Here is a 24,431-nt window from a genome sequence, read left to right on the forward strand (position 1 = left end):
TCAAAGTCTCCAAAGAACCTGAACCGCCCAGCCCAAACAAGAGAGCAACCAGACGATAGTGAAAATATGCAGGGCCAAACGCAAACCAATGGGTTTGATGTAGTCCATCCAGATGTCGCGCATGCCTACCCACACGTGGTAGGTGAGTGCGAGCAAGACGGTGAAAGTCAATGCACGCATCCACTGCGGGTTGAAAATGCCGGCCCACAAGTCATAGCCGATCTCACCGCGCGAAAAAATCACTTGCAACAACACCAGCAAGGTAAACACAGCCATCAAGGCCGCCGTCAGACGCTGCGCCAGCCAGTCGCGCAGTCCGTAATGGGCACCTGTGACCAGGCGTTTGGAACCGATTCCGTCACTCATGTCTGCTCCTGAATTCAATACAAGCCGAATAATTTGGCGCCCAGCAGCACGGTCAATCCGATGCTGGCGCTCAAGGTGAAGACGGCACTTTTTTGACCGAATTCGCGGCTCACCGAGTGGGTGGCGTCCATGTACAAATGACGCACGCCGGCAATCAGGTGGTGCAAGTAGGCCCAAATCAGCGCCAACATGGTCAGTCGAATGAACCAGCCGGGGTAAATGCCTATGCCAATGTTGATAGCCGCTTTGAATTTGGCAAAAGAAATTTCAGAAGAAATTGATTTGTCAAACAGCCAGACGATGAAGGGCAGCAACAAAAACATCAACGCACCGCTGATGCGATGCAGTATGGAGACCCAGCCTGCAGCCGGTAAACGGTAAGTAGGCAGGTCATGAAAAGCATTGATGTTGCGAAACTCAGCTAGGGTTTTTACGGGGTCTGTCATGCCAAGGGCTTTCCGAGGTTCAGTCAAAGGAGGAGAAACCCCTTTGTTGAGGGGCTGAAATTGATTCTATTGCAATGCACAAAAAATCAGGGTCACACATGTGAAGCGGGTTACAGTGAATTCTTTTTAATTCAATTCGTTCAGGTAATGGCGGGTGTCAGTGCGGTAAACACCGATGCGCCATTCCATGGGAGTGTCTTGGTAGGTGAACGACAGGCGTTCAACTTTCAGCAAAGGCATGTTGGCACTGACTTTCAAAAAATCACAGACATCGTCGCTTGGCAATACCGCACGTAAGCGTTCTTGGGCGCGAACCATGCGGATACCGAAATCCGATTCGAACAGGGCATACATCGGGCGGGTATCGGTACTCAATTGCGCTGTGGTCAGACCTTTGAAGGGACCGCCAGGTAACCAGATATCTTCAAAAATAGTCGGTATGCCATCAAATGACAGTACTCGGCGCACCTGAAACACCTGCTCACTGGCACGTAAACCAAGGATATCGGCGACTGCTTGGGGTGCGCGTATTCGTTTGCAATCGATGATTTCGCGCTCGGCGGGGCTGTGGCTGACAGCCGCAGGGTTGTCGGGTTTGAGTTTGAGAAATCGGAATTGAACTTGTTGCTCGGCGTGGGTGGCGACAAATGTGCCTTTACCCTGGCGGCGCACCAGCAAATGCTCTTTGGCGAGTTCGTCAATCGCTTTGCGAACAGTTCCTTGGCTGACTTTGAAGCGGGCAGCCAGTTCGAATTCGCTGGGGATGGGGTCGCCCGGTTTCCATTCGCCGGCTTGCAGGCTTTGCAGCACCAAGCCCTTGATCTGTTGGTACAAAGGGCTGAAAGACGGCGAGGACAGCGTCACGTTCAACGGCTGGTCTGCGGTATTTTCTGAAAGAGTGGAAGTGTCCAAAAGTGATCCGTCAGGCTTTGGTCATGTTTAAGACGCTATCATATCTTCTATAAGACATAGGTATTGTACTTTTGTCCCGCCCGGTTGGTCCGGCCTTATTCTTTTGTTCAATTTCGGAGATTTTTCATGAGTAAACAACCCGTTCGCGTGGCCGTCACCGGTGCCGCAGGCCAGATCGGCTATGCCTTGTTGTTCCGCATAGCCTCGGGCGAGATGCTGGGCAAAGACCAGCCCGTCATTCTTCAGTTGCTGGAAATCCCCGATGAAAAAGCACAAAAAGCGCTCAAGGGCGTGATGATGGAACTCGAAGATTGCGCCTTCCCCTTGCTGGCTGGCATGGAAGCGCACTCTGACCCGATGACTGCTTTCAAAAACACCGATTACGCCTTATTGGTTGGCTCTCGTCCTCGCGGCCCGGGCATGGAACGCGCCGAGTTGTTGTCCATCAATGGTGCCATCTTCACCGCCCAAGGCAAGGCTTTGAACGCCGTGGCTTCGCGTAACGTCAAAGTGCTGGTGGTTGGCAACCCCGCCAACACCAATGCTTACATTGCCATGAAGTCTGCGCCCGATTTGAAGCCCGGCAATTTCACCGCCATGCTGCGCCTTGACCACAACCGCGCTGCGTCTCAATTGGCAGCCAAGACCGGCAAAGCCGTCGCTGCGATTGAAAAACTTTGCGTCTGGGGCAACCATTCACCCACCATGTACGCCGATTACCGTTTTGCCACCATTGATGGCGCATCGGTCAAAGACATGATCAACGACCAAGATTGGAACGCGAATGTGTTTTTACCAACTGTCGGCAAGCGCGGCGCGGCCATCATTGAAGCACGCGGCTTGTCTTCAGCTGCTTCTGCTGCGAACGCCGCCATTGACCACATGCGCGACTGGGCGCTGGGCACACACGGCAAATGGGTGACCATGGGCATTCCTTCACAAGGCTGGTATGGCATTCCCAAAGACGTGATGTTCGGTTTCCCCGTCACTTGCGAGAATGGCGAATACAAAGTCGTCGAAGGCTTGGCTATCGATGCCTTCAGCCAGACTTGCATCGACAAGACTTTGAAAGAATTGACCGACGAACAAGCCGGTGTGGCGCATCTGCTGTAAAGCTGAGTGGGTTCATGGAGGCAATTATTTCATCCATATTTGAATATGATATTTTTTATTCATATTCGCATAGGATTGACTCATGAACCCTATTTCACCTGAATATTTGCAAAAGAAGCTGGAAGAAATCGGTCGTCTCAGTTTTGTAGCTCGGGAAATTGGAATATCTCAGGCGACACTGAGCCGTATTGCTCACGGAAAGCAAATGCCAAGCCTCGAGTTCGCAAACAAAATTAATGAATTCATAGAGAGAATTGAGCAGGCAGGAATTTCAACACTGAAGAAAAAAGATAAAAACAAGTCTCCGGTTGCAAAAAAAAGTGTGCAACCTCTTCAACATCCACGTGATGTGCTGCAAGGCGCACAAGCGGGTGCGGTGGTGTTGCCAGTGTGCGATCACTACAGCGGTGTGCAAGCGCGTATGCGCAAAAGCTTGCAACTGCAAGCCGAGATGCAGCAAGAGTTTGGCGTGTGTGTGTTCGATGTCACCTTGGATTGTGAGGACGGTGCGCCTGTAGGTGGCGAGATCGAGCACGCCGCATTAGTGACTGAGCTTGCATTGAACGCAGCAGCGAACGCCCGCGTGGCAGTGCGTGTGCACCCCGTGGATCACCCCGCTTTTCATGCAGACATTGCCAGCATTGTTGGCAAAGCGGGCCAGCGTTTGTGCCATGTCATGCTGCCCAAAGTAGAGACCGTGGCCGACATTGAACACGCGGTGCGTGCCATCGACCAAGCCGGTGCGCCCACTCTTGCAGTGCATGCGCTCATCGAATCGCCGGCAGCGGTACACCGTGCGTTTGATATCGCCGCGCACCCGCGTGTGCAATCGCTGAGTTTTGGTTTGATGGATTTTGTGTCCGCGCATGCGGGCGCCATTCCCTCGCACGGTATGGGCGCACAAGGGCAATTCAGCCACCCGTTGGTGTTGCGTGCCAAGATGGACATCGCCAGCGCCTGTCATGCGCACGGCAAAGTGCCGTCACACAGTGTGGTCACTGAATTCAACGACACTCAAGCCATGGAAAACGCCGCACGTCGTGCATCGCAAGAACTGGGTTACACCCGCATGTGGAGCATTCATCCGGCGCAAATCCGGCCGATAGTGGCGGCCATGACGCCCGACGACAAAGACATTGAAACAGCATGTGCTGTGTTGCTGGCGGCGCAACAGGCTGAGTGGGCGCCGATCAGTCACGCAGGTCAATTGCACGACCGCGCGAGTTACCGTTTTTTCTGGCAGTTGCTGCAACGCGCGCAAGCCACGGGGCGCAAACTGCCGGTTGAGGCGCAAGTTTTTTTTGCTTGAAGCGCGTGTGGCGTTTCAAGAACTGTTTTATCTTGAGGAGATCACCATGTTGAAAGCTTACCGAGACCATGTAGCCGAACGCGCTGCGTTAGGCATTCCACCCCTGCCTTTGGACGCCAAGCAAACTGCCGAATTGATTGAACTGATCAAAGCGCCACCCACTGGTGAAGACGCTTTTTTGATGGACTTGCTGACCCACCGCGTGCCCCCCGGTGTGGACGATGCCGCCAAAGTGAAGGCCTCGTTTTTAGCGGCTGTGGCGCATGGCGAATTGAAAGTGGGTTTGGTTTCCAAGTCCAAGGCCACCGAGCTGCTGGGCACCATGGTGGGCGGCTACAACGTTCATCCATTGATAGAGTTGCTCGACGACGCTGAAGTGGCCGGTGTGGCCGCAGACGCGTTGAAGAAAACCTTGTTGATGTTTGACTTCTTCAACGATGTGGCCGACAAAGCCAAAGCCGGTAACGCCAAAGCCAAAGAGGTGATGCAAAGCTGGGCGGATGCCGAGTGGTTCACCAGCCGCCACGAAGTAGACAAAAAAATCACGGTCACTGTGTTCAAGGTGCCCGGCGAAACCAACACCGACGATTTGTCACCTGCGCCCGACGCTTGGAGCCGCCCCGACATTCCTTTGCACTATTTGGCGATGTTGAAAAACACCCGCCCAGGTGCGGCCTTCACGCCCGAAGAAGACGGCAAACGCGGCCCCATGCAGTTCATTGAAGACCTGAAGAAAAAAGGTCATTTGGTGGCCTATGTGGGCGATGTGGTCGGCACCGGTTCCAGCCGCAAATCGGCCACCAACAGCGTGATTTGGGCCACCGGTCAAGACATTCCTTTTGTGCCGAACAAGCGTTTCGGTGGTGTCACTTTGGGCGGCAAGATCGCGCCCATTTTCTTCAACACGCAAGAAGACTCTGGCGCGTTGCCGATTGAAGTGGACGTGACCAAACTTGAGATGGGCGACGTCATCGACATCCTGCCTTACGACGGCAAGATCACCAAGAACGGTGCCACTGTGGCCGAGTTCAAATTGAAGAGCGATGTGTTGTTTGATGAAGTGCGTGCCGGCGGTCGTATCAACCTCATCATCGGGCGTTCACTCACCGCCAAAGCCCGCGAGTTTTTGGGCTTGCCTGCGTCCACCGTGTTCCGTTTGCCGACAGTGCCCGCCACCACCAAAGCGGGCTTCACGCTGGCGCAAAAAATGGTGGGACGTGCGGTGGGTTTGCCCGAAGGCCAAGGCGTTCGACCCGGCACTTACTGCGAACCCAAGATGACCACCGTGGGCTCGCAAGACACCACCGGCCCCATGACCCGCGACGAGTTGAAAGACTTGGCCTGCTTGGGTTTCAGCGCCGACATGGTGATGCAGTCTTTCTGCCACACCGCCGCTTACCCAAAATCGGTGGACGTGAAAACACACCGCGAATTGCCTGCCTTCATCAGCAACCGTGGCGGTGTGGCGCTGCGCCCCGGTGACGGCGTGATTCACTCTTGGCTCAACCGTTTGCTGTTGCCCGACACCGTGGGCACCGGCGGCGATTCACACACGCGTTTCCCCATCGGCATTTCATTCCCTGCAGGTTCGGGCTTGGTGGCATTCGGCGCGGCCACGGGCGTGATGCCTTTGGACATGCCCGAGTCGGTGTTGGTGCGTTTCAAAGGCGAAATGCAGCCCGGCGTCACCTTGCGTGACCTGGTTCACGCGATTCCTTTGTATGGCATCAAAAAAGGTTTGTTGACCGTGGCCAAGGCCGGCAAGATCAACGAGTTCTCGGGCCGTATTTTGGAAATCGAAGGCCTGCCGAATTTGAAAGTCGAGCAAGCGTTCGAGTTGTCAGACGCGTCTGCCGAGCGCTCCGCTGCCGGTTGCACCATCAAGCTGAACCAAGAGCCCATCATTGAATACCTGAATTCAAATGTGGTGTTGATGAAAAACATGATTGCCGACGGCTACTCTGACGCCCGCACGCTGGCGCGACGTATCGAAAAAGTGGAGGCATGGCTGGCCAAGCCCGAACTGTTGGAAGCCGACAAAGACGCCGAGTACGCGCATGTCATTGAGATCGACATGAACGAAATCAAAGAGCCGATTTTGTGTTGCCCGAACGACCCCGACGACGCGAAATTTTTGTCTGAGGTGGCAGGCACCAAGATTGACGAAGCCTTCATCGGCTCGTGCATGACCAATATCGGCCACTTCCGCGCAGCAGCCAAGTTGCTCGGCGGCCAGCGGGACATTCCTGTGAAGCTGTGGGTGGCGCCGCCCACCAAAATGGACGAGAGCGAGCTCATCAAAGAAGGCCATTACGCCGCGTTTGGCACGGCAGGTGCGCGCACCGAAATGCCCGGTTGCTCGCTGTGCATGGGCAACCAAGCCCAGGTGCGCGAAGGCGCGACCGTGGTGTCCACCAGCACGCGCAACTTCCCCAACCGCTTGGGCAAAAACACCAACGTGTTTTTGGCCAGTGCCGAGTTGGCAGCCATTGCTTCCAAGCTGGGCCACATCCCCACGGTGGCCGAGTACCACGAAGCCATGGGCATCGTGAACAAAGACGGCGCAGCCATCTACAAGTACTTGAACTTCAACCAGATTGACGAGTATGTGGAGAATGCGAAGGGTGTGGCTGCTTAATTGCTGGTTCGCTTAAGTTAAAGCAACGGCCCCGGGAGTGATTCCAGGGCCGTTTTGCTTGGGTGGGTCAGCGTTCTATTCGTTCGCACTTCATCTCGTCAATGATGTGATTGGTTACTTAGACCATGATTTCTGTATCTAACACCACTTCCACACCATTGACTTCACCTGCAGGCCCTGCGCGATCCACCACCAAAAAATCGCCATCTTGCAAAGCCAACAAAGGGTGGTGCCAAGTGCCTTTGGCGTAGTTCACGCCTTGCTGTGCCGAGGCCATGAAACATTTCAAGGTGGATAAATCGGGCGTGTCGCCACCCACTGCCACCATCACCACATAAGCATGGCTGGACAAGGGCATGAACGCTTGCGAACCAAACGGGTGTTTCTCTAACACGCTGAGTTGCAAGGGCAGGGCGCGTGCACGGGCTTTGAAAATGCTGATGGCAGGCTGGCCGCCATCGTTGGTCACATCCACCTGTGCGAGCCGGTGAAACCGCTCGGCAAAACCTTGGTTGATGGTGAAGTGCTGTGCGTTGTCAGTGGCTTCAATCACATCACCAAAAGGCTTGAGCGCCTCAGCCGTCAAAGGCTCGATAGCCAGCTGCTGGCCTGCTAATCGAACGTCCGCGTCAGGGGAGGACATCAAAACGCCTGCACTTGGCCGCGTTTGACAAACTGGCCCATGCCTTCGCGGCCCAGCCATTGTTTGCCGTCCACAATCATCTGGCCACGCAAAAACACTTTCTCGACGCGGCCTTGCAGCGTGCGGCCTTCCAACAATGTGTAGTCCACGTTGCTGTGCAAATCGCTGGCATGTATGGTTTGCTTGACCGCAGGATTGAATAACACCACATCGGCGTCGCTGCCGACCGCGATGGTGCCTTTTTTCGGGAACAAGCCAAACAATTTGGCGGGTGAAGTGGCGGTCAGTTCCACAAACCGGTTGAGCGAAAACTTGCCCTTCATCACACCAATGTCAAACAAACTCACCAAGCGGGTTTCGATGCCGGGTGCGCCGTTGGGAATCATGGAGAAATCGTCTTTGCCCATTTGCTTTTGTTTTTGGTAGCCCAGGTGACCTTCTTTCATACAAAACGGGCAGTGGTCGGTAGCGATCACTTGCAAGTCGTCATAACGCAAAGCACGCCACAAATGTTTTTGGTCTTCGTTGCTGCGCAGTGGTGGTGTCATCACGTACTTGGCAATCTCGAAATCATCTGAGTTGTACACGGACTTGTCGAACAACAAATAGTGTGGACAGGTTTCTGCAAACACGGGAATGCCTTCGGCGCGCGCTTGCACAATGTGTTTGAGCGCATCGTTGCTGGACACGTGCACAAAATAAATCGGCGCTTCGGCCAGTTCAGCCAACCGAATGCCTCGGTGTGTGGCTTCGCCTTCCATGATGGAGGGGCGGGTCATCTCGTGGTAACGCGGCGAGGTGTGTCCGGCGGCCAGTGCTTCTTTGATCAACAAATCGATGACCGTGCCGTTTTCTGCATGCAAGGCCAGCATGCCGCCGTCGGCACCGACTTGGCGCAGCATGCGAAAGATGGCTGCATCGTCAGCCATCATCACGCCAGGGTAGGCCATGAACATTTTGAAACTGCTCACGCCTTCATGGTGCATGGCGTGTCGCACATCTTTCAACACCTGCTCATCCACACGCGTGACGATGACGTGCAAGCTGTAATCTATATTGACTTGCGATTCGGCACTGCGTTGTGCGCGGGCAATAGCACCTAGCGGTGAATCCTCGGCGGTTTGCAGTGCAAAGTCGACCACGGTCGTGGTGCCACCGAACGCAGCAGCCTTGGTGCCACTTGCAAACGTGTCGCAGGTGATAGTGGGGCCGACCACGTTTTCCATGTGCACATGGGTGTCAACGCCGCCGGGCAATACATACAAGCCAGTCGCATCCACCACGTGTACGTCGTCACCCACTTCAAGTTGATGACCGATGGTGTGGACAATACCGTCTTTGAGCAACACATCGGCGACATAGTCGTCGGTGGCCGTGATGACGCGGCCGTTGCGAATCAAGGTGGTGCTCATGGCTTGGTTTCTCCGTTGAATATGTCAGAGCCAATAGTTTTACATCAACAAGTGCTCACCGTCATTCGCACCGCCCAAGATGACGTAATTGACTTTGCGAATATCCATCAAACGCGTGCCACCCGCATAAGAAATCGAGCTTTGCAAGTCCTCTTGCATTTCGCGTAGCGTGTCTTTCAGATGGCCTTTGATCGGCTCCAAAATGCGCTTGCCTTCGACGTGTTTGTATTCGCCTTTGTTGAAGTCAGAGGCCGAGCCGTAATATTCTTTGAACAAGCGACCGTCGACTTCCACTGTTTGTCCCGGCGATTCTTCATGGCCGGCCAGCATGGAGCCGATCATCACCATGGATGCACCGAAGCGAATGCTTTTGGCGATGTCGCCGTGCTCACGAATGCCACCGTCGGCGATGATGGGCTTGGTGGCTACGCGTGCACACCATTTCAATGCAGAGAGTTGCCAACCGCCGGTGCCAAAACCGGTTTTGAGTTTGGTGATGCACACCTTGCCCGGACCGATGCCTACCTTGGTGGCGTCTGCGCCCCAGGTTTCTAAATCGATCACAGCCTCGGGCGTGCCTACGTTGCCTGCGATGATGAAAGCATCCGGCAAATGTTCTTTCAAGTGAGAAATCATGCGGTGCACGTTGTCGGAGTGCCCGTGTGCAATGTCGATGGTGATGTAGTCGGGGCAGAGTCCTTCGGCGCGCCAAGCAGCTACTGTGTCGTAATCGGCTTGTTTCACGCCCAGAGAAACCGAGGCATACATGCCTTTGGATTGGCAGCTGCGAACAAACTTCACGTTATCCAGATCGAAGCGGTGCATCACGTAAAAATAACCGTTGCTCGCCAGCCATTCACAAATTTGTTCGTTCACCACCGTCTTCATATTGGCGGGAACCACGGGGAGACGAAAAGTGTGTTTGCCTAAAGTCACGCCGGTGTCGCATTCAGCGCGGCTTTGTACCCGGCATTTGCGCGGCAGTAAAAGAATATTGTCGTAATCAAAAATTTCCATGAACCAAGCTCCAAAAATAAACACGAGGAGAGCGCTTGGCTTGGCCGATTCATTGAACCGGACGCAAGAAACTTGGGCCCGGTGATTGATTCTACGCACATTGATAGCGACCCCCGAGCACATAGAACTGGCTGCAAGCAGGCCTAGGACAGCATGGCCTCTATGCGACTTAATGCATCTTCAATCACCATAGCAGGCGCACGTTCAATTTTTTTCGCCTTTCGTGCCGTCAAATCCAGCATACGGATTTTGTTGACCAAGGCAACGCCTTGGGTTTTGCAACCGCTGCCAGTCAGGGTCACGGCAAAACCTGCATAGCGTGCGTAGTCGCCGCCTTGTGAAATGGGAGCAACCAGCACATCACCTAAGCGGTTGAATTGTTTGGTGGTCAGAACCAAGGCAGGTCGAGTCCCGCGTTGTTCGTGACCGAGCACAGGATCTAAGGGAACGCTGACGATATCGCCTCTGTCAAATACAGCCATTACCAGACCTCGTGACCTGCGGGTTTGGATTGATCCCAAAGCGCCATATCTGCAGGAAGCTCTGCCTTTGGGTTGCATTGCGCGATCAAATCAGCTAACTGGTGTTTGCGTTTGTGTTCCAGTACGACTTTTCCATCCGTCGTAGTGGATAGTCTCAGGGGTTGACCGGCTTTCATACCCAGGTCACGCAGCACCGGCGGCGGTAGTATTAAGGCGGTGCTGTTGCCCATTTTTTTTAGCATGATTTCCATCTTGATGGCCTTTCTCGACGACTGAAAGAGAGTCTAATTAAAGTAGGCCGATGAGTCAAACATTGTTTTACATCAAAGTGCTGTAAGTTGTTTCTTACAATCGAATAATGCTCACTGGCCTTTCTCCCGACATATCATCCCCTTTACTGCAAGGCCTCAATCCCGAACAGCAAGCGGCAGTCACGCTGCCTGCACAACACGCGCTGATATTGGCCGGTGCAGGATCGGGTAAGACGCGGGTGTTGACCACGCGGATTGCATGGTTGCTGCAAACCCGTCAGGTCACGCCTGGCGGCTTGATGGCAGTCACCTTCACCAACAAGGCCGCCAAGGAAATGCTCACGCGTTTGGATGCCATGCTGCCAGTGAATGTGCGTGGCATGTGGATTGGTACGTTTCACGGCTTGTGCAACCGTTTTTTGAGAGCGCATTGGAAACTGGCCAACCTGCCTCAGGCTTTTCAAATTCTGGACACGCAAGACCAGTTGTCTGCAGTCAAGCGTTTGCTCAAGCAATTCAATATCGACGATGAACGATTTCCACCTAAGCAGGTACAATGGTTTATTGCCGGTTGCAAAGAAGAGGGTCAGCGACCCAAAGATGTGATGGTGCGCGACCCCGAAACCCGTCAAAAGGTTGAGCTCTACCAGTTGTATGAAGACCAGTGCCAGCGCGAAGGCGTGGTTGACTTCGGGGAACTGATGCTGCGCAGTTATGAGCTTTTGCGCGATAACGATCCGCTGCGTGAACACTACCGCGAGCGCTTTAGACATATCTTGATCGATGAGTTTCAGGACACCAACAAGCTGCAATACGCTTGGATCAAGATGTTGTGCGGTACGGGCAGTGCGGTGCTGGCTGTGGGTGACGATGACCAGAGCATTTACGCTTTTCGAGGCGCGCGCGTAGGCAATATGGCTGATTTTGTGCGCGAGTACCAAGTGCAGCACCAGATCAAATTGGAACAAAACTACCGTAGCCACAGCCACATTCTGGACACGGCCAATGAGCTGATTAAACACAACACGTCAAGGCTAGGAAAAAATCTGCATACGACGCAAGGCGCGGGTGAACCGGTGCGTGTGATGGAGTCACCTGGTGATTTGGCTGAAGCGAACTGGATCGTTGAAGAGATCAAACAACTGCTGCGCGACGGTCGTGACGGGGACGGTGAAAATGGCATTCAGGCACGCAGTGAAGTGGCTATTCTTTACCGCAGTAACGCGCAAAGCCGTGTGATTGAAACCGCCTTGTTCAACGCAGCTATGCCTTACCGTGTATACGGTGGATTGCGCTTTTTTGAGCGAGCCGAGATCAAACACGCATTGGCTTATTTGCGCTTGCTGGAAAACCCGCGTGACGACACCAGTTTCATGCGTGTGGTCAATTTCCCTCCGCGTGGCATAGGTGCGCGCAGCATTGAGCAACTTCAGGACGCAGCCCGTGCCAGCGGTTGCGCTTTGCATGATGCAGTCAGCAGTATCAGCGGCAAGGCGGGTGTGAATATTTCTGCTTTCGTCGCCAAGCTGGATGTGTTGCGCGAGCAAACCCAGGGTCAAACGCTCAGACAAATCATTGAACTGGTGTTAGATCACAGCCAGTTGATTGAACACTACCAAAACGAGCGAGAAGGCGCAGACCGAATAGAAAATTTGCAGGAATTGATCAATGCTGCTGAGAGCTTTGTCACGCAAGAAGGCTTTGGCAAAGATGCGGTCGCCTTGCCAGTAGATGAAGCCCTGCAAAGTCAGGCTGACTTTGCAGCATCTCAAGCACTCGCAGCGGGTACACCATTACAGCCGAATGCAGACACCGGTGAAACCTTGTCGCCGCTTGCGGCCTTTCTGAGTCACGCGGCTTTGGAAGCGGGCGATAACCAAGCGCAAGCAGGTCAGGATGCGGTGCAACTCATGACGGTGCATGCCGCCAAAGGTTTGGAATTTGATGGTGTGTTCATCACGGGTTTAGAGGAGGGTTTGTTCCCGCATGAAAATGCGATGAGTGATTTCGAAGGACTCGAAGAAGAACGGCGTTTGATGTATGTGGCCATCACACGCGCTCGCAAGCGCTTGTACTTGAGTCATTCACAAACCCGTATGTTGCATGGCCAGACCCGCTACAACATCAAAAGTCGTTTCTTTGATGAAATGCCCGAACACACATTGAAATGGTTAACGCCGAAAACCGGTTTGCAATCATCCGCCATGTGGGGTAGCAGGCCCTCAGGCTTTGGCAATAACGATGCGGGACGCGCCGGTTTTTTCACATCGACGCCGCCTTCCATTCCGCAACGGGCGCAAGCGGCTGCTGCCAGCGGCCCCAACGCTTGGGTGCGCAGCGGTTTGCAAGTGTTTCACACCAAGTTTGGTGAAGGCACCGTGGTATCCATGGAAGGCATAGGCGACGACGCGCGGGCGCAAGTGAAATTCAATCGACATGGCGTCAAATGGCTGGCGCTGTCTGTGGCCAAACTCACGCCCATATAACCGTGTTTAAGCCAGTACCGGTTCGCTGATGAAGCAGTCTCGAAAGCTGTAATAGCTGGAAGAAAAAAACATCGCGGCCAGCATCAACATGGCAGGCAACATCAACATGACTGACACCTGACCATCTTCAAACACCATGCTGATCAGGCTGAGCAATACGCTGGTTGACAAAAATATACCTAACCATGTCAATCCAAAGACAGCAAACGCCCGCCAATTGGCCCAACAAGCCATGAGGCTAAAAAAGATGCTCTTGGCCAAAGGTTGAGCATGCCAGTGCATCAATGCAGGCGCATGCCAAAACAAGGTAGCCAAAGGCAGGTACATGAACAGACAAAACAATGCCGCTGATTGGAAATGTTCATTGACAATGGTTTCTTCGCTCACGCTGCTGCCAGACATGTACATACGGGCAAATTCACCTTGGTCAAACAAGGTGGACATAGCCAGAATAAAACAAAACAACAAGGCGTAAAGAAAGCCCATCAGTATCATTTTTTTACTTTGTGCGGCACCATTTTTAAATCCGATGATCAATATGCTGGGCATGGGAAAACGCGCCAGATCTGCTTCACGTGCTGCGGCCATCAATCCGAGTGAAGCGGCAGGAATGAACATCAGACCCAGAAAGCTTCCGCCGTATGACAGCATGGACGCCATGGAAGCCAGTGCGATGAACAGCAGGAACAATCCGCTGAGCGCCAACGGTTGCCGCCAGAAATTCCGGATGCCTTGTCGCACCCAGAGTGAGCCCGTGCGGGCTTTGACAACATTGAGTTTCATGGTTCAGAGTGTGACAGGGTCATGCAGTCTTTGTGTGAGTACACGTTCAAAGTGTGTCGGGTCGTGGGGTTGCAGCAAGCTGGCTTCGCGCGGCAAGTGAAAATCCCATAGTCGGGAAATCCAAAAACGCAGAGCGGCAGAGCGCAGCATGGGGTTGAACATGGCGCGTTCTTGTGCGCTGAGCGGGCGTATCTCTGAATAGGCATTCAACATGGCATGAAAGCGTTCTTGATCCAAAACGCCATTAGCCAAATCAATACACCAATCGTTGATGCACACGCCCAAGTCAAACAGCCAATGATCGACCCCGGCAAAATAAAAATCAAACACACCTGTCAGTTGATCGCCATCAAACATGACGTTATTGCGAAATGCATCTGCATGAACAGGGCCACTTGGTAATGCCGCGTAGCTAGACAGAGTGGACAGGTGGTTTTGAAATGCCAGTTCGTGCGTGAGCAAGCACAATTGCTCATGAGACAAAAAAGGCAATAGGTGGGGCACGGTGTCATTCCACCAACCCAAGCCACGCAAATTGATTTGATGCCTGTCATAGTCTTTGGCGGCCAGATGCATCTGCGCCAAGGTGCGGCCCATGGCTGCGCAGTGGACATTGCCAGGTTGCAACTGCGATTCCCCAGCCAACCGGTTCACCACGGCAGCCGGTTTGTTTAACAACGTGAGCAAAATGTCGCCGTTTTGGTCAGCTTGCGGGTCTGGCACAGCCACACCGCGCGAGGCCAAGTGTTTCATCAAGTACAGATAAAACGGCAATTGTGTGTGGTTCAGTCGCTCGAACAAGGTCAAGACAAAGTCGCCTTGGTCGGTAGTCAGAAAATAGTTGGTATTTTCAATGCCGCTGTTGATGCCTTGCAGGCTTACTAACGCACCAATCGACAACTGACCCAGTAGTTCGTTGGCTTGCTGCTCGGAGACTTCAGTGAAAACGGCCATGGACGGGGTGCGAACAGCTAAATCGGAGATGCCGCGATTGTAGGCACAATCCTTCTTATGCAAGACACACCCACTTTACTGCTGGTAGACGGTTCCAGCTACCTGTACCGCGCTTTTCATGCCATGCCTGATTTGCGTGCCGATCGCAACGACCCGACCAGTCAGGCCACCGGTGCCATACGCGGCATGGTCAATATGCTGCAAAGTCTGCGCCGTGAATGGCCGACCGCCCACGCTGTTTGCGTGTTTGATGCCAAAGGGCCGACGTTTCGCGACGAGATTTACCCGGACTATAAGGCCACGCGTTCACCCATGCCGGACGATTTACGCAGTCAAATCGAGCCGATTCACCGCTTGGTACGGCTCATGGGCTGGCCGCTGCTGGATGTGCCCGGCGTAGAGGCCGATGACGTGATCGCTACGCTGGCGCATGTGGCGGCCACACAAGGTTTGAATGTCATCGTCTCCAGCGGCGACAAGGACTTGAGCCAGTTGGTCAATGAGCGCATCACCATCATCGACACCATGAACGGCAAAAAACGCGATGTCGCTGGTGTCACTGAAGAGTTTGGTGTTCCACCGTCATTGATGATCGATTTTCAAACACTGGTCGGTGACACGGTGGACAACGTGCCAGGCGTGCCCAAGGTCGGCCCCAAAACCGCATCCAAATGGCTGGCTGAATATGGCTCACTGGATGCATTACTGGCTCGGGCAGATGAGATCAAAGGTGTGGCTGGAGAAAACCTGCGTCAGGCGAGGGAATGGCTTGCCACGGGCAGGCAATTGGTGACCATGAAAACCGATTGCGACCTCAGTGCTTATATCAACGGTTGGCCTTCACTGGATGGCGTTCTGGTGCAAGCCGCAGACGATGCAGGCTTGCTCGACTTTTACAAGCAATACGGTTTCAAAGGTCTGGTCAGCGCCAGGTCGGCTGATGCGTCAGAAGATAAAAGCAAGACGCATCAGGGAGGCGGCGTTAGCGAAGTCGGTGTGTTGTTTGATGCACCTGCTCCTGAGGTAACCACAGAGTTGACTTACGTCACTGTGTTGGATTGGGACAGCTTTGACCAATGGTTAACCAAAATCACGCAGGCTGAGCTGGTGGCCTTGGATACGGAAACCACCTCGCTGATGGAAATGCAAGCGCAAATCGTTGGCATCAGTGTGTGCGTGACCCCGGGCGAGGCCGCCTACATACCGCTGGCGCACAACGCCGCCGATGCGCCTACCCAATTGCCGCTGCAAGAAGTGTTGCAAAAGCTCAAGCCTTGGCTGGAAGACGGTAGCAAACACAAGCTAGGTCAGCATGTGAAATACGACAGGCATGTGTTTGCCAACCATGGCATTGAAGTGCAAGGCTTTGTGCACGACACCATGTTGCAAAGCTATGTATTGGAAGTTCACAAACAGCACGGACTAGAGAGTCTGGCTGACAGACATCTCGGGCGCAAAGGTTTGTCCTATGAAGACTTGTGCGGCAAGGGCGCGCACCAGATTTCATTCGCCCAAGTGGATGTGGCACGTGCCTCCCATTACGCTTGCGAAGATGCGGATTTCACGCTCGCGGTGCATCAGCGGCTATGGCCTTTGCTGCAAGCCGATGAAAAATTGAATTTTGTATACCAATTAGAAATTCAAAGCAGCGAAGCCCTGTACCGCATCGAGCGTAACGGCGTGTTGATTGATGCACCCACACTGGCCGCGCAAAGCCATGCATTGGGTATACGCATCATGCAATTGGAACAAGAGGCGTATGAAATTGCCGGCCAACCTTTCAACCTCGCCAGCCCCAAACAACTGGGTGAAATATTTTTTGACAAACTCGGTTTGCCGGTGGTGAAAAAAACCGCTACTGGCGCGCGCAGCACCGACGAGGAAGTGTTGGAAAAATTGGCCGAAGACTTTCCGTTGCCGAAAAAAATCTTGGAGCATCGTTCTTTGGCCAAACTCAAAGGCACTTACACCGACAAGCTGGCCCAATTGGCACAACCGCAAACTGGCAGAGTGCATACGCACTATGCCCAAGCGGTGGCGGTGACTGGGCGGTTGTCAAGCAACGACCCTAACTTGCAAAACATTCCTATTCGCACCCCCGAGGGTCGCAAAGTGCGCGAAGCGTTTGTGGCCCCGATAGGCCATGTGATCGCCAGCGCCGACTACAGCCAGATCGAGTTGCGCATCATGGCGCATTTGAGTGACGATCCCGCTTTATTGAAAGCGTTTCACGATGGCTTGGATGTGCACAAGGCCACCGCCGCCGAGGTGTTCGGACTCACGCCTGACACGGTCAGCAGTGAACAACGCCGCTATGCCAAAGTGATTAACTTCGGCTTGATTTACGGCATGAGCGCCTTCGGATTAGCCAAGGCTTTGGGCATAGACAACACGGCTGCAAAAAATTACATTGAGCGTTATTTCCAACGCTTTGCCGGTGTCAAGCGCTACATGGATGACACGCGAGCCCAAGCCAAGGCCCAAGGCTATGTAGAAACTGTGTTCGGGCGACGCTTGTATTTGCCTGAAATCAATTCACCGAATGGGCCCAGACGCGCCGGTGCCGAACGCGCCGCCATCAACGCGCCCATGCAAGGGACGGCTGCCGATTTGATCAAGCTCAGCATGGTCAAGGTACAGCAAGTGTTAGATGCCGAACACAAAGGTACGCGCATGATCATGCAAGTGCACGATGAATTGGTGTTTGAAGTGCCGGACGCAGAGGTTGATTGGGTCAGAGCAGAAATCCCGCGCTTGATGGCAGATGTGGCAAAACTCAAAGTACCGTTGCTCGCCGAAGTTGGTGTGGGGCTGAACTGGGACCAAGCGCATTGAGTCGGCGTGCTTTCTGATAGACTGAATTAATTGTCATGAAAAACCCGCACATAAAATCCCATTTAACAAGCTATTTTTTTTGTTGAATCATGGAAAATCAATCGCTGTTCCAGATTACTCAAACCAAGGTTTCCGCGGAACTGCCGGTCTTTGGATGCAGTTTGTTAGACCATCCTGAAGTACTTTTACTGGCCAGAGTTGCAGTGGATGAATTAAGAACCAGTCATCCTGCAACCACTGAGTCCAATGTCAAGTCAAACTACATGAGCCCTTGGAAAAGCCATTTGCTCACCGATAAACTCCAGCCCTTGATTGACTTGGTATCAGCAAAAATCAAACTGGCTTGCATAGAATGTTTGCAAACGGATTTGACCGGATTGAGTTTCGACTTGGCCGTGGCTGATTGTTGGTGTGCTGTTTACGAGCAAAGCAATTACACCGTTCCACATTCGCATTTCCCATCAGATTTTGCTTCCGTGATTTACCTGGAGCTTGCTGAGGATTCGGCGCCCATTATTTTCAGCAATGAAATTGTGGTCAATCCAGCGATAGGAACCGTGGTGTTTTTCCCTGGATGGTTGATACACCATGTACCGAAGACGCAGGGCAAACGCATCATTATTGCCATCAACTACATCAAAATACCTGTGATGAACCATGCCTGATAAATCTGGCCATTGCTTTGTCAGACAGGCATTGGCATCAAGCAGGAAACATCTCGCGCAGTTTTAATTTGTAAAATTTTCCGGTCGACGTTCGCGGAACAGCTTCTATCACTTGGTAGCGGTCTGGCAACTGCCACTTGGCAAATCCCATGGACAACAGATGGTTGTTCAGGTCCGGCACGACCAAGGTGTGGCCTGGTTTGATCACCACACATGCCAGCGGACGCTCACTCCATTTGTCGTCGGGAATGGCAATGACAGCAGCCTCTGTGATGGATGCATGTGCCATCAATGCGTTTTCAAGGTCTACCGAGCTGATCCATTCACCGCCCGATTTGATCAAGTCCTTGGTGCGGTCAGTGATGCGTACAAAACCTGCGGCATCCACACTGGCGACGTCTCCAGTGCGCAGCCAGCCGTCGGCGGTGAACTTGTCTTCATGCACCGGCACTTGGTGGTAATTGCCCGTGATGAACGGTCCTCGAACCTGAATTTCTCCCACTTGCTTGCCGTCCCATGGCGCATTGCGTCCATCGTCTGTGCGAATCCGTAAATCAACCAATGGCACTTGTACGCCGGCCATGGCGGCGCGTTGGTAACGTTGGTCCGCGCTGTCATTGGAAAACTCTGATTTGGGGTACGACACCGTACACAACGGCGAGGTTTCTGTCATGCCCCAGCCTTGCATGATCCAGATGCCGTGTTTGTCAAAAGCCCTGATCAAGGCCTCAGGCACCGCTGCGCCGCCGACCAGACTGCGCATGCCCGCGGGCAAGGTCCAACGACCGGGCGAGGATTGCAGTGAGGCTTCATAGGTTTGGATCAGACCCATCCAGATGGTGGGTACACCCAATGCCAGCGTCGGTGGCGCGTATTGCATCAGGTCCAACAAGTCATCGGGATGCAAATGCGGGCCGGGAAACACCAGTTTGCTGCCCATCATCATGGCGCCATAAGGGATACCCCAACTGTTGGCGTGGAACATGGGTGTGACTGGTAGCACCACATCGGCACTGCGCAAAGACCAGAAATCCCCCAGGCAACCGACCAAGGTATGCAGCAACGTGGAACGGTGTGAATACACCACGCCTTTGGGTTTGCCGGTGGTGCCAGAGGTGTAGCACATGGATACTGCATCATCTTCGTGGTGCTTGACATAGTCAAAATTTGAAATGTCAGTGTCTGCAAGCATGGCTTCGTAATTCAGATCCGGACCTGCATAGGCTTGTGTTGAAAATGGAAAAACAATGATTTTTTCAAAATGGCACAAATGTTTGAACTCGGCCAGCAAGGGCAGAAGGACATCATCGACGATCAAGAAGCGATCTTTTGCATCGTTGGCAATCCATGCCAACTCTTCAGGCGACAAACGTAAATTCAAAGTGTGCATGACGCCACCTGCTGCAGGAATGCCGAAATAGCATTCAAGGTGCACATGGTGGTTCCAACATAAAGTGGCGACCCGTTCGCCTTTGCGCAAACCCAGATTCAACAGGGACTGCGCCAACTGTCGGGTACGACGGTGAATGTCTCCGTAAGTGTGGTGCACATAAGATTTGTCTGGCAAACGTGAAATCACTTCATTGCTGGCAAACAAATGTCCTGCACGATCAAGCAAATGATTGAGCGATAGGTGCACCGGCATCATGGTGCTTGTGATGCGGGAATCTGTCACGGATGGCTTAGGCTGGTCGTCCATTTCACAATCGAAGTGGCCATGGGCTCAACAGACTCTGGATCGCGAATCTCACCCGCCAGCACATGCTGACCTTTGCTGTGGCTATAGACAACAGCGTCAATGGTTTTTTGAGTTGAACCCATGCTGGCAAAGGCCTGTTTGATATTTTCTGGATCTACTGTTTGGTCTGCCGCACTGTAGAGCACCAGCAGCGGTTTTTTGAACGCAGACAAATCGCTGTCTCGCACTTTTTTAACCAAAGCCATCATGGGGAAAAGCGCTTTGGTGGGGTATGAACCTGTCCAAGCAACTGCTTCACGCGGGTCGGTTTGCTCGTATGAAATGGTTTCGCCAGAAACGGCATAAGCAATTTGCTTACCCCAAGGGCCGTTGATGAGTTCTGACATTTTGTTTTTTAATCCGAAGTTGGGGGATATAAAAACAAACGCATTGACTTGATCGGCTTGCGCAGTGGTGCCCAGCCAGCTTGACAAGGTCGAACCCGTTGAGCAACTGATGACCAGCACTTTGTCTCCCAGCGTTTGTCCGATCTGAATCGCTTCGAGTGTGTCAGCCATCCAGTCTTGTGCGGTGGCTTGTCCCATGGCCTCACCGTTTAAACCATGGCCGCTGAGTCGTGTGTAAAACAAATTCGCTCCCAAGGCTTTGGCTACTTGATCAGCCACGGGCGCAGTCTCTAATCGGGTGGCAGAAAATCCGTGTATGTAAACCACCGACCAAGCGGTTTTACGCTTCTCACCTTCGGCCCAGACTATGCCTTTGGCTGTACCCGGCCGCAGGTCTTTGAAGACCGATTCAGACTTGGCCAGCCATGGGTCGAGTTCATTCAGGGTGGTAGGTGGAGCTTGACGTGGTGTGGGTGTATCCGGTCCGAATGCATTCACGGGTCCGAGCAGAATCACTGCCAAAAGAACTGCAATGACAGCGGCCAGAACCTTCCAAAGGCTAAGTCCAAGTTGAGGGCGAAAAAGTTGTGTTTTGATCATGACAGGTTTTGAGGTTGGGTTGAAGTTACTGGTGTTTAAAAGCTGCGGTACGCTTGTTGACAAACGCATCCATGCCTTCTTTTTGGTCCTGCGTGGCAAACAGAGCGTGAAAAATGCGGCGCTCAAACATCACGCCGTCACTTAATCCGCTTTCAAATGAACGGTTGACGGATTCTTTGGCGGCCATGACAGCTATTTGGGAATAGCTGCAAATCATCAAGGCCGCGGCCAATACCTCTTCCATGAGTTTGTCTGTAGCCACCACGCGGCTGACGAGGCCGGCGCGTTCTGCTTCGTCTGCGTTCATCATGCGCCCGGTCAACACCATATCCATGGCCTTGGATTTACCCACCGCGCGCGGCAAGCGTTGTGTTCCGCCTGCGCCGGGAATGATGGCGAGTTTGATTTCAGGCTGCCCGAAACGCGCATTGTCTGCAGCGATGATGAAGTCGCACATCATCGCAAGTTCACAGCCGCCGCCCAGTGCAAATCCGCTGACGGCGGCTATCACGGGTTTGCGGATGCTGCGTATGGTTTCCCAGTGTTTGGTGATGTAGTCATTCTTGTACACATCGGCAAATGTATAAGTGGCCATGGCACCGATATCAGCGCCTGCGGCAAATGCTTTTTCGCTGCCGGTGATGATGATGCATCCGATGGCAGCATCCGCATCGAAAGCGCAGAGTGCAAGTCCCAATTCAACCATCAACTCTGGGCTGAGGGCATTCAATTGCTTCGGGCGATGGAGTGTGATCACCCCCACTTTGTCTGCTTCGGTGTGCACTTGGATGAATTCATAAGACATGTGTAGCCCTGTTCGGATGATGGAATGCTGGCAACTATAACCAAGGAATGGGTTTTCGGCAGGGTGTTAAATTACCTGAAAAAGGAGACAGACATGAGTGAAAACACAGTTTTGTATGAAGTCCAAGGTGGCGTAGCCAAAGTCACGTTAAACCGTCCTCAGGCACTCAACAGTTTCACGCGCCAGATGCACCATGATTTGTGGGCTGCACTGGACCAGGCTGAAGCCGATGCAAATATTCGTGCGCTGGTCATCACTGGGGCAGGGCGTGGGTTTTGTGCGGGTGCAGATTTGGCTGAATTCGATTTTGCTGATGGTCCGAATTTGGTCGAGCGAGCCGACCCCGGGCCTGTGATTGATCAGGCATTCAATCCCACCACGCGGCGGCTACAGCAGCTGCGCATGCCTACCATTGCCGCGGTCAATGGCGTCGCTGCTGGCGCAGGTGCGTCATTGGTCATGACTTGCGATATTGCCATCGCCGCACCCGGGGCCAGTTTCATACAAGCGTTCAGCAAAATTGGCTTGATACCGGACGCAGGCAGCAGTTGGTTCCTGGTGGAACGATTGGGCTTGGCGCGTGCCATGGCTTTGGCGATGACGGGTGACAAATTACCTGCAGCCCAAGCCAAAGAATGGGGCATGATTTGGGAGGTGGCTGACGACTGTGTCGCCGCTTCCATGGCAATGGCGACCACACTGGCCGCCATGCCTACCCAAGCACTGGTGGCTACCCGTGCGTTGCTGCGCGAGGCCGGTGCGAGAAGTTTGAATCAACAACTCGATGTCGAGCGTGACACCCAATCCGCATTGGGAAAAACCCATGATTACATGGAGGGCGTGACTGCGTTTTTGCAAAAACGTCCGGCACGTTTTACCGGTCAATAAGCATGGATACATCTGTCACGCCTGAGGTGCTGGCGGCCAAAGTAGGTCAATCCATGTTTGCCGCAGATGTCGCCTCTAGCCACACCATGGGCATGGAATTGCTGCTTTGTGCCCCTGGGTATGCGCGCATGCGCATGCAAGTCAAGAAACTGCATCTGAACGGGCATGGCATATGTCATGGTGGCTTCATCTTCACATTGGCAGATTCGACATTTGCTTTTGCCTGTAACAGTCACAATAAAAACGCAGTGGCTGCTGCAGCCAGCATAGAGTTTTTAAAACCAGCGCAATTGGGTGATGTGCTGACTTGCACGGGCATTGAGCAAGTGCTCAGTGGACGCCATGGTGTCTATGACATGGCTGTGCTTAACCAGCACGAAGAAGTGATTGCATTGTTCAGAGGCAAAAGTGCACAAATTTCAGGACAAGTGGTGAACACATGAGAACGCAATTCAATATAGAACCCATTGAAAAAGCCAGCGTGGACGAACTGCGCGCGCTTCAATTCAAGCGATTGAAAGCCAGTTTGACACACGCTTATGCCAATTCACCGGTTTACCGTGCCAAGTTTGATGCGGCGGGTGTGCATCCGCAGGATTGCCGCAGCTTGTCTGACCTGGCGAAGTTTCCTTTCACCACCAAAGCAGATTTGCGAGACAGTTATCCTTTTGGCATGTTTGCGGTCACGCGTGACAAGCTTGCACGTATTCACGCTTCAAGTGGCACCACAGGCAAGCCCACAGTGGTGGGTTACACATTGAATGACATTGACACCTGGGCGCATTGTGTGGCGCGCAGCATTCGTGCGGCAGGTGCACGACCTGGTGACACGGTGCATATCAGTTACGGGTATGGTTTATTCACGGGTGGACTCGGCGCGCATTACGGTGCTGAAAAACTCGGCCTGACCGTGGTGCCTTTTGGCGGAGGGCAAACCGAACGCCAAGTGCAATTGATCAACGACTTCAAGCCTGACATCATCATGGTGACACCGAGTTACATGCTGGCGCTTGCCGACGAGTTTGAAAGACAAGGCCTGTCCGCACGCGATAGCAGTTTGCGCATTGGTATTTTTGGCGCAGAGCCTTGGACCAATGACATGCGCTTGAACATTGAGCAACGCATGGGCATGGATGCAGTGGATATTTACGGTTTGTCTGAAGTTATCGGACCCGGCGTGGCCAGCGAATGTGTGGAAACCAAAGACGGACCGACCATTTGGGAGGACCATTTCTTTCCTGAAATCATCCATCCCGACACGGGTGAACCCGTGGCTGATGGCGAGTTGGGTGAACTGGTGTTTACCAGTTTGACCAAGGAGGCCATGCCCATCATCCGCTACCGTACACGCGACTTGACCCGCTTATTACCGGGCACCGCAAGAACCATGCGCCGCATGGAAAAAATCACGGGCCGCAGCGATGACATGATGATTGTGCGTGGTGTGAATGTGTTTCCCACACAAATTGAGGAACTCATATTGCGTCACTCGGCATTGAGCGCGCATTACCAATGCGTGTTGAGCAAAGACGGCCCGTTAGATAACTTGCTGGTCAAAGTGGAAACGCGTATCGGTCTGAGCTTGCAATCTGCCGAGGCGCAGGCTGCCGCACAAGCGTTGATGCTGGACGCTAAGGCTTACATAGGCAGCAGTTTGATGGTGGAGTTGTGTGATGAGGGTGCGATCGAACGCAGTCAAGGCAAAGCCAAACGCGTGCTTGATTTACGCAAAGCTTAAAAC

The 24,431-nt window shown here is 53.3% G+C and carries 22 protein-coding genes; 9 read left to right on the forward strand and 13 right to left on the reverse strand.

All coding sequences use genetic code 11. The annotated features are described in order from the left end of the window. The 3 genes from sdhD to AC9UG7_RS08670 all read right to left on the reverse strand — a co-directional run bounded on the left by sdhD (position 1) and on the right by AC9UG7_RS08670 (position 1,724). Positions 1–366 carry a succinate dehydrogenase, hydrophobic membrane anchor protein gene (gene sdhD / locus AC9UG7_RS08660; protein WP_509586611.1) on the reverse strand — a complete coding sequence of 122 codons (366 nt, stop codon included), beginning with the start codon at positions 364–366 and terminating at the stop codon, positions 1–3. A 14-nt stretch (positions 367–380) separates the two neighbouring features. Further along, positions 381–812 carry a succinate dehydrogenase, cytochrome b556 subunit gene (gene sdhC, locus AC9UG7_RS08665; RefSeq protein ID WP_509586613.1) on the reverse strand — a complete coding sequence of 144 codons (432 nt, stop codon included), beginning with the start codon at positions 810–812 and terminating at the stop codon, positions 381–383. Between the two features lie 126 nt (positions 813–938). After that, entirely contained in the window at positions 939–1,724 is a 786-nt protein-coding gene (locus tag AC9UG7_RS08670) for a GntR family transcriptional regulator (RefSeq protein ID WP_509586615.1), read from the reverse strand. A gap of 126 nt (positions 1,725–1,850) precedes the next feature. On the opposite strand from AC9UG7_RS08670, the gene AC9UG7_RS08675 reads away from it, so the two are divergent. The 3 genes from AC9UG7_RS08675 (at position 1,851) to acnB (ending at position 6,784) form a co-directional block, all read left to right on the forward strand. After that, positions 1,851–2,837: a malate dehydrogenase gene (locus AC9UG7_RS08675; RefSeq protein WP_509586617.1), complete on the forward strand. Its 987-nt coding sequence runs from the start codon at positions 1,851–1,853 to the stop codon at positions 2,835–2,837. An 82-nt stretch (positions 2,838–2,919) separates the two neighbouring features. Then, positions 2,920–4,146 (forward strand): aldolase/citrate lyase family protein, encoded by a 1,227-nt coding sequence (locus tag AC9UG7_RS08680; protein WP_509586619.1) that lies wholly within the window; start codon positions 2,920–2,922, stop codon positions 4,144–4,146. A 46-nt stretch (positions 4,147–4,192) separates the two neighbouring features. Next, the gene (gene acnB, locus AC9UG7_RS08685) at positions 4,193–6,784 is read left to right on the forward strand and encodes a bifunctional aconitate hydratase 2/2-methylisocitrate dehydratase (RefSeq protein ID WP_509586621.1); all 2,592 of its coding nucleotides are present in this window, start codon (positions 4,193–4,195) and stop codon (positions 6,782–6,784) included. A gap of 118 nt (positions 6,785–6,902) precedes the next feature. On the opposite strand, the gene AC9UG7_RS08690 is transcribed toward acnB, so the two are convergent. The 5 genes from AC9UG7_RS08690 to AC9UG7_RS08710 all read right to left on the reverse strand — a co-directional run bounded on the left by AC9UG7_RS08690 (position 6,903) and on the right by AC9UG7_RS08710 (position 10,589). After that, complete coding sequence (locus tag AC9UG7_RS08690) at positions 6,903–7,427, reverse strand: ureidoglycolate lyase (RefSeq protein ID WP_509586623.1); 525 nt, start codon at positions 7,425–7,427, stop codon at positions 6,903–6,905. Further along, positions 7,427–8,839, reverse strand: a complete 1,413-nt coding sequence (hydA, locus tag AC9UG7_RS08695; RefSeq protein ID WP_509586625.1) for a dihydropyrimidinase — start codon at positions 8,837–8,839, stop codon at positions 7,427–7,429. The genes AC9UG7_RS08690 and hydA overlap by 1 nt, the downstream gene beginning before the upstream one ends. Before the next feature lie 39 nt (positions 8,840–8,878). Continuing rightward, entirely contained in the window at positions 8,879–9,856 is a 978-nt protein-coding gene (locus AC9UG7_RS08700; protein ID WP_509586627.1) for a GMP reductase, read from the reverse strand. 143 nt (positions 9,857–9,999) lie between these two features. Next, entirely contained in the window at positions 10,000–10,338 is a 339-nt protein-coding gene (locus tag AC9UG7_RS08705) for a type II toxin-antitoxin system ChpB family toxin (RefSeq protein ID WP_509586629.1), read from the reverse strand. Then, on the reverse strand, positions 10,338–10,589 hold the full coding sequence (locus tag AC9UG7_RS08710; RefSeq protein WP_509586631.1) for an AbrB/MazE/SpoVT family DNA-binding domain-containing protein: 252 nt from the start codon (positions 10,587–10,589) through the stop codon (positions 10,338–10,340). Before AC9UG7_RS08710 ends, AC9UG7_RS08705 begins: the two co-directional genes overlap by 1 nt. A 107-nt stretch (positions 10,590–10,696) precedes the next feature. On the opposite strand from AC9UG7_RS08710, the gene AC9UG7_RS08715 reads away from it, so the two are divergent. Then, on the forward strand, positions 10,697–13,075 hold the full coding sequence (locus AC9UG7_RS08715; RefSeq protein WP_509586633.1) for a UvrD-helicase domain-containing protein: 2,379 nt from the start codon (positions 10,697–10,699) through the stop codon (positions 13,073–13,075). Positions 13,076–13,081: 6 nt separating this feature from the next. Here the strand turns inward: AC9UG7_RS08715 and AC9UG7_RS08720 are convergent, their stop codons facing one another. Then, complete coding sequence (locus tag AC9UG7_RS08720; RefSeq protein ID WP_509586635.1) at positions 13,082–13,858, reverse strand: BPSS1780 family membrane protein; 777 nt, start codon at positions 13,856–13,858, stop codon at positions 13,082–13,084. 3 nt (positions 13,859–13,861) lie between these two features. Beyond that, a complete protein-coding gene (locus AC9UG7_RS08725; protein WP_509586637.1) occupies positions 13,862–14,812 on the reverse strand; it encodes a homoserine kinase in 951 nt (316 codons plus the stop codon). A 57-nt stretch (positions 14,813–14,869) separates the two neighbouring features. Here AC9UG7_RS08725 and polA point away from each other — a divergent pair, with 57 nt between their 5' ends. Together polA and AC9UG7_RS08735 are read left to right on the forward strand one after the other, a co-directional pair. Further along, positions 14,870–17,647 carry a DNA polymerase I gene (polA, locus tag AC9UG7_RS08730; protein WP_509586639.1) on the forward strand — a complete coding sequence of 926 codons (2,778 nt, stop codon included), beginning with the start codon at positions 14,870–14,872 and terminating at the stop codon, positions 17,645–17,647. Between the two features lie 89 nt (positions 17,648–17,736). Next, a complete protein-coding gene (locus AC9UG7_RS08735) occupies positions 17,737–18,312 on the forward strand; it encodes a 2OG-Fe(II) oxygenase family protein (RefSeq protein ID WP_509586641.1) in 576 nt (191 codons plus the stop codon). Positions 18,313–18,349: 37 nt separating this feature from the next. Here the strand turns inward: AC9UG7_RS08735 and AC9UG7_RS08740 are convergent, their stop codons facing one another. The 3 genes from AC9UG7_RS08740 to AC9UG7_RS08750 are packed head-to-tail and all read right to left on the reverse strand — an operon-like array spanning position 18,350 to position 21,802. Continuing rightward, positions 18,350–20,011, reverse strand: a complete 1,662-nt coding sequence (locus tag AC9UG7_RS08740; protein ID WP_509586643.1) for a long-chain fatty acid--CoA ligase — start codon at positions 20,009–20,011, stop codon at positions 18,350–18,352. Then, positions 19,984–20,997 (reverse strand): alpha/beta hydrolase, encoded by a 1,014-nt coding sequence (locus AC9UG7_RS08745; protein ID WP_509586645.1) that lies wholly within the window; start codon positions 20,995–20,997, stop codon positions 19,984–19,986. The genes AC9UG7_RS08740 and AC9UG7_RS08745 overlap by 28 nt, the downstream gene beginning before the upstream one ends. A gap of 25 nt (positions 20,998–21,022) precedes the next feature. Beyond that, positions 21,023–21,802: an enoyl-CoA hydratase gene (locus tag AC9UG7_RS08750; protein ID WP_509586647.1), complete on the reverse strand. Its 780-nt coding sequence runs from the start codon at positions 21,800–21,802 to the stop codon at positions 21,023–21,025. Between the two features lie 93 nt (positions 21,803–21,895). Here AC9UG7_RS08750 and AC9UG7_RS08755 point away from each other — a divergent pair, with 93 nt between their 5' ends. Genes AC9UG7_RS08755 through paaK form a run of 3 tightly spaced genes read left to right on the forward strand, consistent with a single transcriptional unit; the run spans position 21,896 to position 24,428 of the window. After that, positions 21,896–22,690 (forward strand): enoyl-CoA hydratase-related protein, encoded by a 795-nt coding sequence (locus AC9UG7_RS08755; RefSeq protein ID WP_509586649.1) that lies wholly within the window; start codon positions 21,896–21,898, stop codon positions 22,688–22,690. A 2-nt stretch (positions 22,691–22,692) separates the two neighbouring features. Continuing rightward, entirely contained in the window at positions 22,693–23,133 is a 441-nt protein-coding gene (gene paaI, locus AC9UG7_RS08760; RefSeq protein ID WP_509586651.1) for a hydroxyphenylacetyl-CoA thioesterase PaaI, read from the forward strand. Beyond that, positions 23,130–24,428 carry a phenylacetate--CoA ligase PaaK gene (gene paaK / locus AC9UG7_RS08765; protein WP_509586653.1) on the forward strand — a complete coding sequence of 433 codons (1,299 nt, stop codon included), beginning with the start codon at positions 23,130–23,132 and terminating at the stop codon, positions 24,426–24,428. The genes paaI and paaK overlap by 4 nt, the downstream gene beginning before the upstream one ends. The last annotated feature ends 3 nt before the right edge of the window (positions 24,429–24,431 follow it).

It is taken from the genome of Limnohabitans sp., assembly GCF_046052765.1.
Classification (GTDB): Bacteria; Pseudomonadota; Gammaproteobacteria; order Burkholderiales; family Burkholderiaceae_C; genus Limnohabitans.

Excerpts from the sequence above, each read along its gene's own strand:
- AC9UG7_RS08750 (WP_509586647.1), bottom strand. The coding sequence starts at position 21,802 with ATGTCTTATGAATTCATCCAAGTGCACACCGAAGCAGACAAAGTGGGG.
- AC9UG7_RS08680 (WP_509586619.1), top strand. The coding sequence starts at position 2,920 with ATGAACCCTATTTCACCTGAATATTTGCAAAAGAAGCTGGAAGAAATC.
- AC9UG7_RS08710 (WP_509586631.1), bottom strand. The coding sequence starts at position 10,589 with ATGGAAATCATGCTAAAAAAAATGGGCAACAGCACCGCCTTAATACTA.
- polA (WP_509586639.1), top strand. The coding sequence starts at position 14,870 with ATGCAAGACACACCCACTTTACTGCTGGTAGACGGTTCCAGCTACCTG.
- paaK (WP_509586653.1), top strand. The coding sequence starts at position 23,130 with ATGAGAACGCAATTCAATATAGAACCCATTGAAAAAGCCAGCGTGGAC.
- AC9UG7_RS08755 (WP_509586649.1), top strand. The coding sequence starts at position 21,896 with ATGAGTGAAAACACAGTTTTGTATGAAGTCCAAGGTGGCGTAGCCAAA.
- AC9UG7_RS08675 (WP_509586617.1), top strand. The coding sequence starts at position 1,851 with ATGAGTAAACAACCCGTTCGCGTGGCCGTCACCGGTGCCGCAGGCCAG.
- AC9UG7_RS08745 (WP_509586645.1), bottom strand. The coding sequence starts at position 20,997 with ATGATCAAAACACAACTTTTTCGCCCTCAACTTGGACTTAGCCTTTGG.
- paaI (WP_509586651.1), top strand. The coding sequence starts at position 22,693 with ATGGATACATCTGTCACGCCTGAGGTGCTGGCGGCCAAAGTAGGTCAA.
- AC9UG7_RS08690 (WP_509586623.1), bottom strand. The coding sequence starts at position 7,427 with ATGTCCTCCCCTGACGCGGACGTTCGATTAGCAGGCCAGCAGCTGGCT.
- AC9UG7_RS08720 (WP_509586635.1), bottom strand. The coding sequence starts at position 13,858 with ATGAAACTCAATGTTGTCAAAGCCCGCACGGGCTCACTCTGGGTGCGA.
- sdhD (WP_509586611.1), bottom strand. The coding sequence starts at position 366 with ATGAGTGACGGAATCGGTTCCAAACGCCTGGTCACAGGTGCCCATTAC.
- AC9UG7_RS08735 (WP_509586641.1), top strand. The coding sequence starts at position 17,737 with ATGGAAAATCAATCGCTGTTCCAGATTACTCAAACCAAGGTTTCCGCG.
- AC9UG7_RS08700 (WP_509586627.1), bottom strand. The coding sequence starts at position 9,856 with ATGGAAATTTTTGATTACGACAATATTCTTTTACTGCCGCGCAAATGC.
- AC9UG7_RS08715 (WP_509586633.1), top strand. The coding sequence starts at position 10,697 with ATGCTCACTGGCCTTTCTCCCGACATATCATCCCCTTTACTGCAAGGC.
- hydA (WP_509586625.1), bottom strand. The coding sequence starts at position 8,839 with ATGAGCACCACCTTGATTCGCAACGGCCGCGTCATCACGGCCACCGAC.
- sdhC (WP_509586613.1), bottom strand. The coding sequence starts at position 812 with ATGACAGACCCCGTAAAAACCCTAGCTGAGTTTCGCAACATCAATGCT.
- AC9UG7_RS08705 (WP_509586629.1), bottom strand. The coding sequence starts at position 10,338 with ATGGCTGTATTTGACAGAGGCGATATCGTCAGCGTTCCCTTAGATCCT.
- acnB (WP_509586621.1), top strand. The coding sequence starts at position 4,193 with ATGTTGAAAGCTTACCGAGACCATGTAGCCGAACGCGCTGCGTTAGGC.
- AC9UG7_RS08725 (WP_509586637.1), bottom strand. The coding sequence starts at position 14,812 with ATGGCCGTTTTCACTGAAGTCTCCGAGCAGCAAGCCAACGAACTACTG.
- AC9UG7_RS08740 (WP_509586643.1), bottom strand. The coding sequence starts at position 20,011 with ATGGACGACCAGCCTAAGCCATCCGTGACAGATTCCCGCATCACAAGC.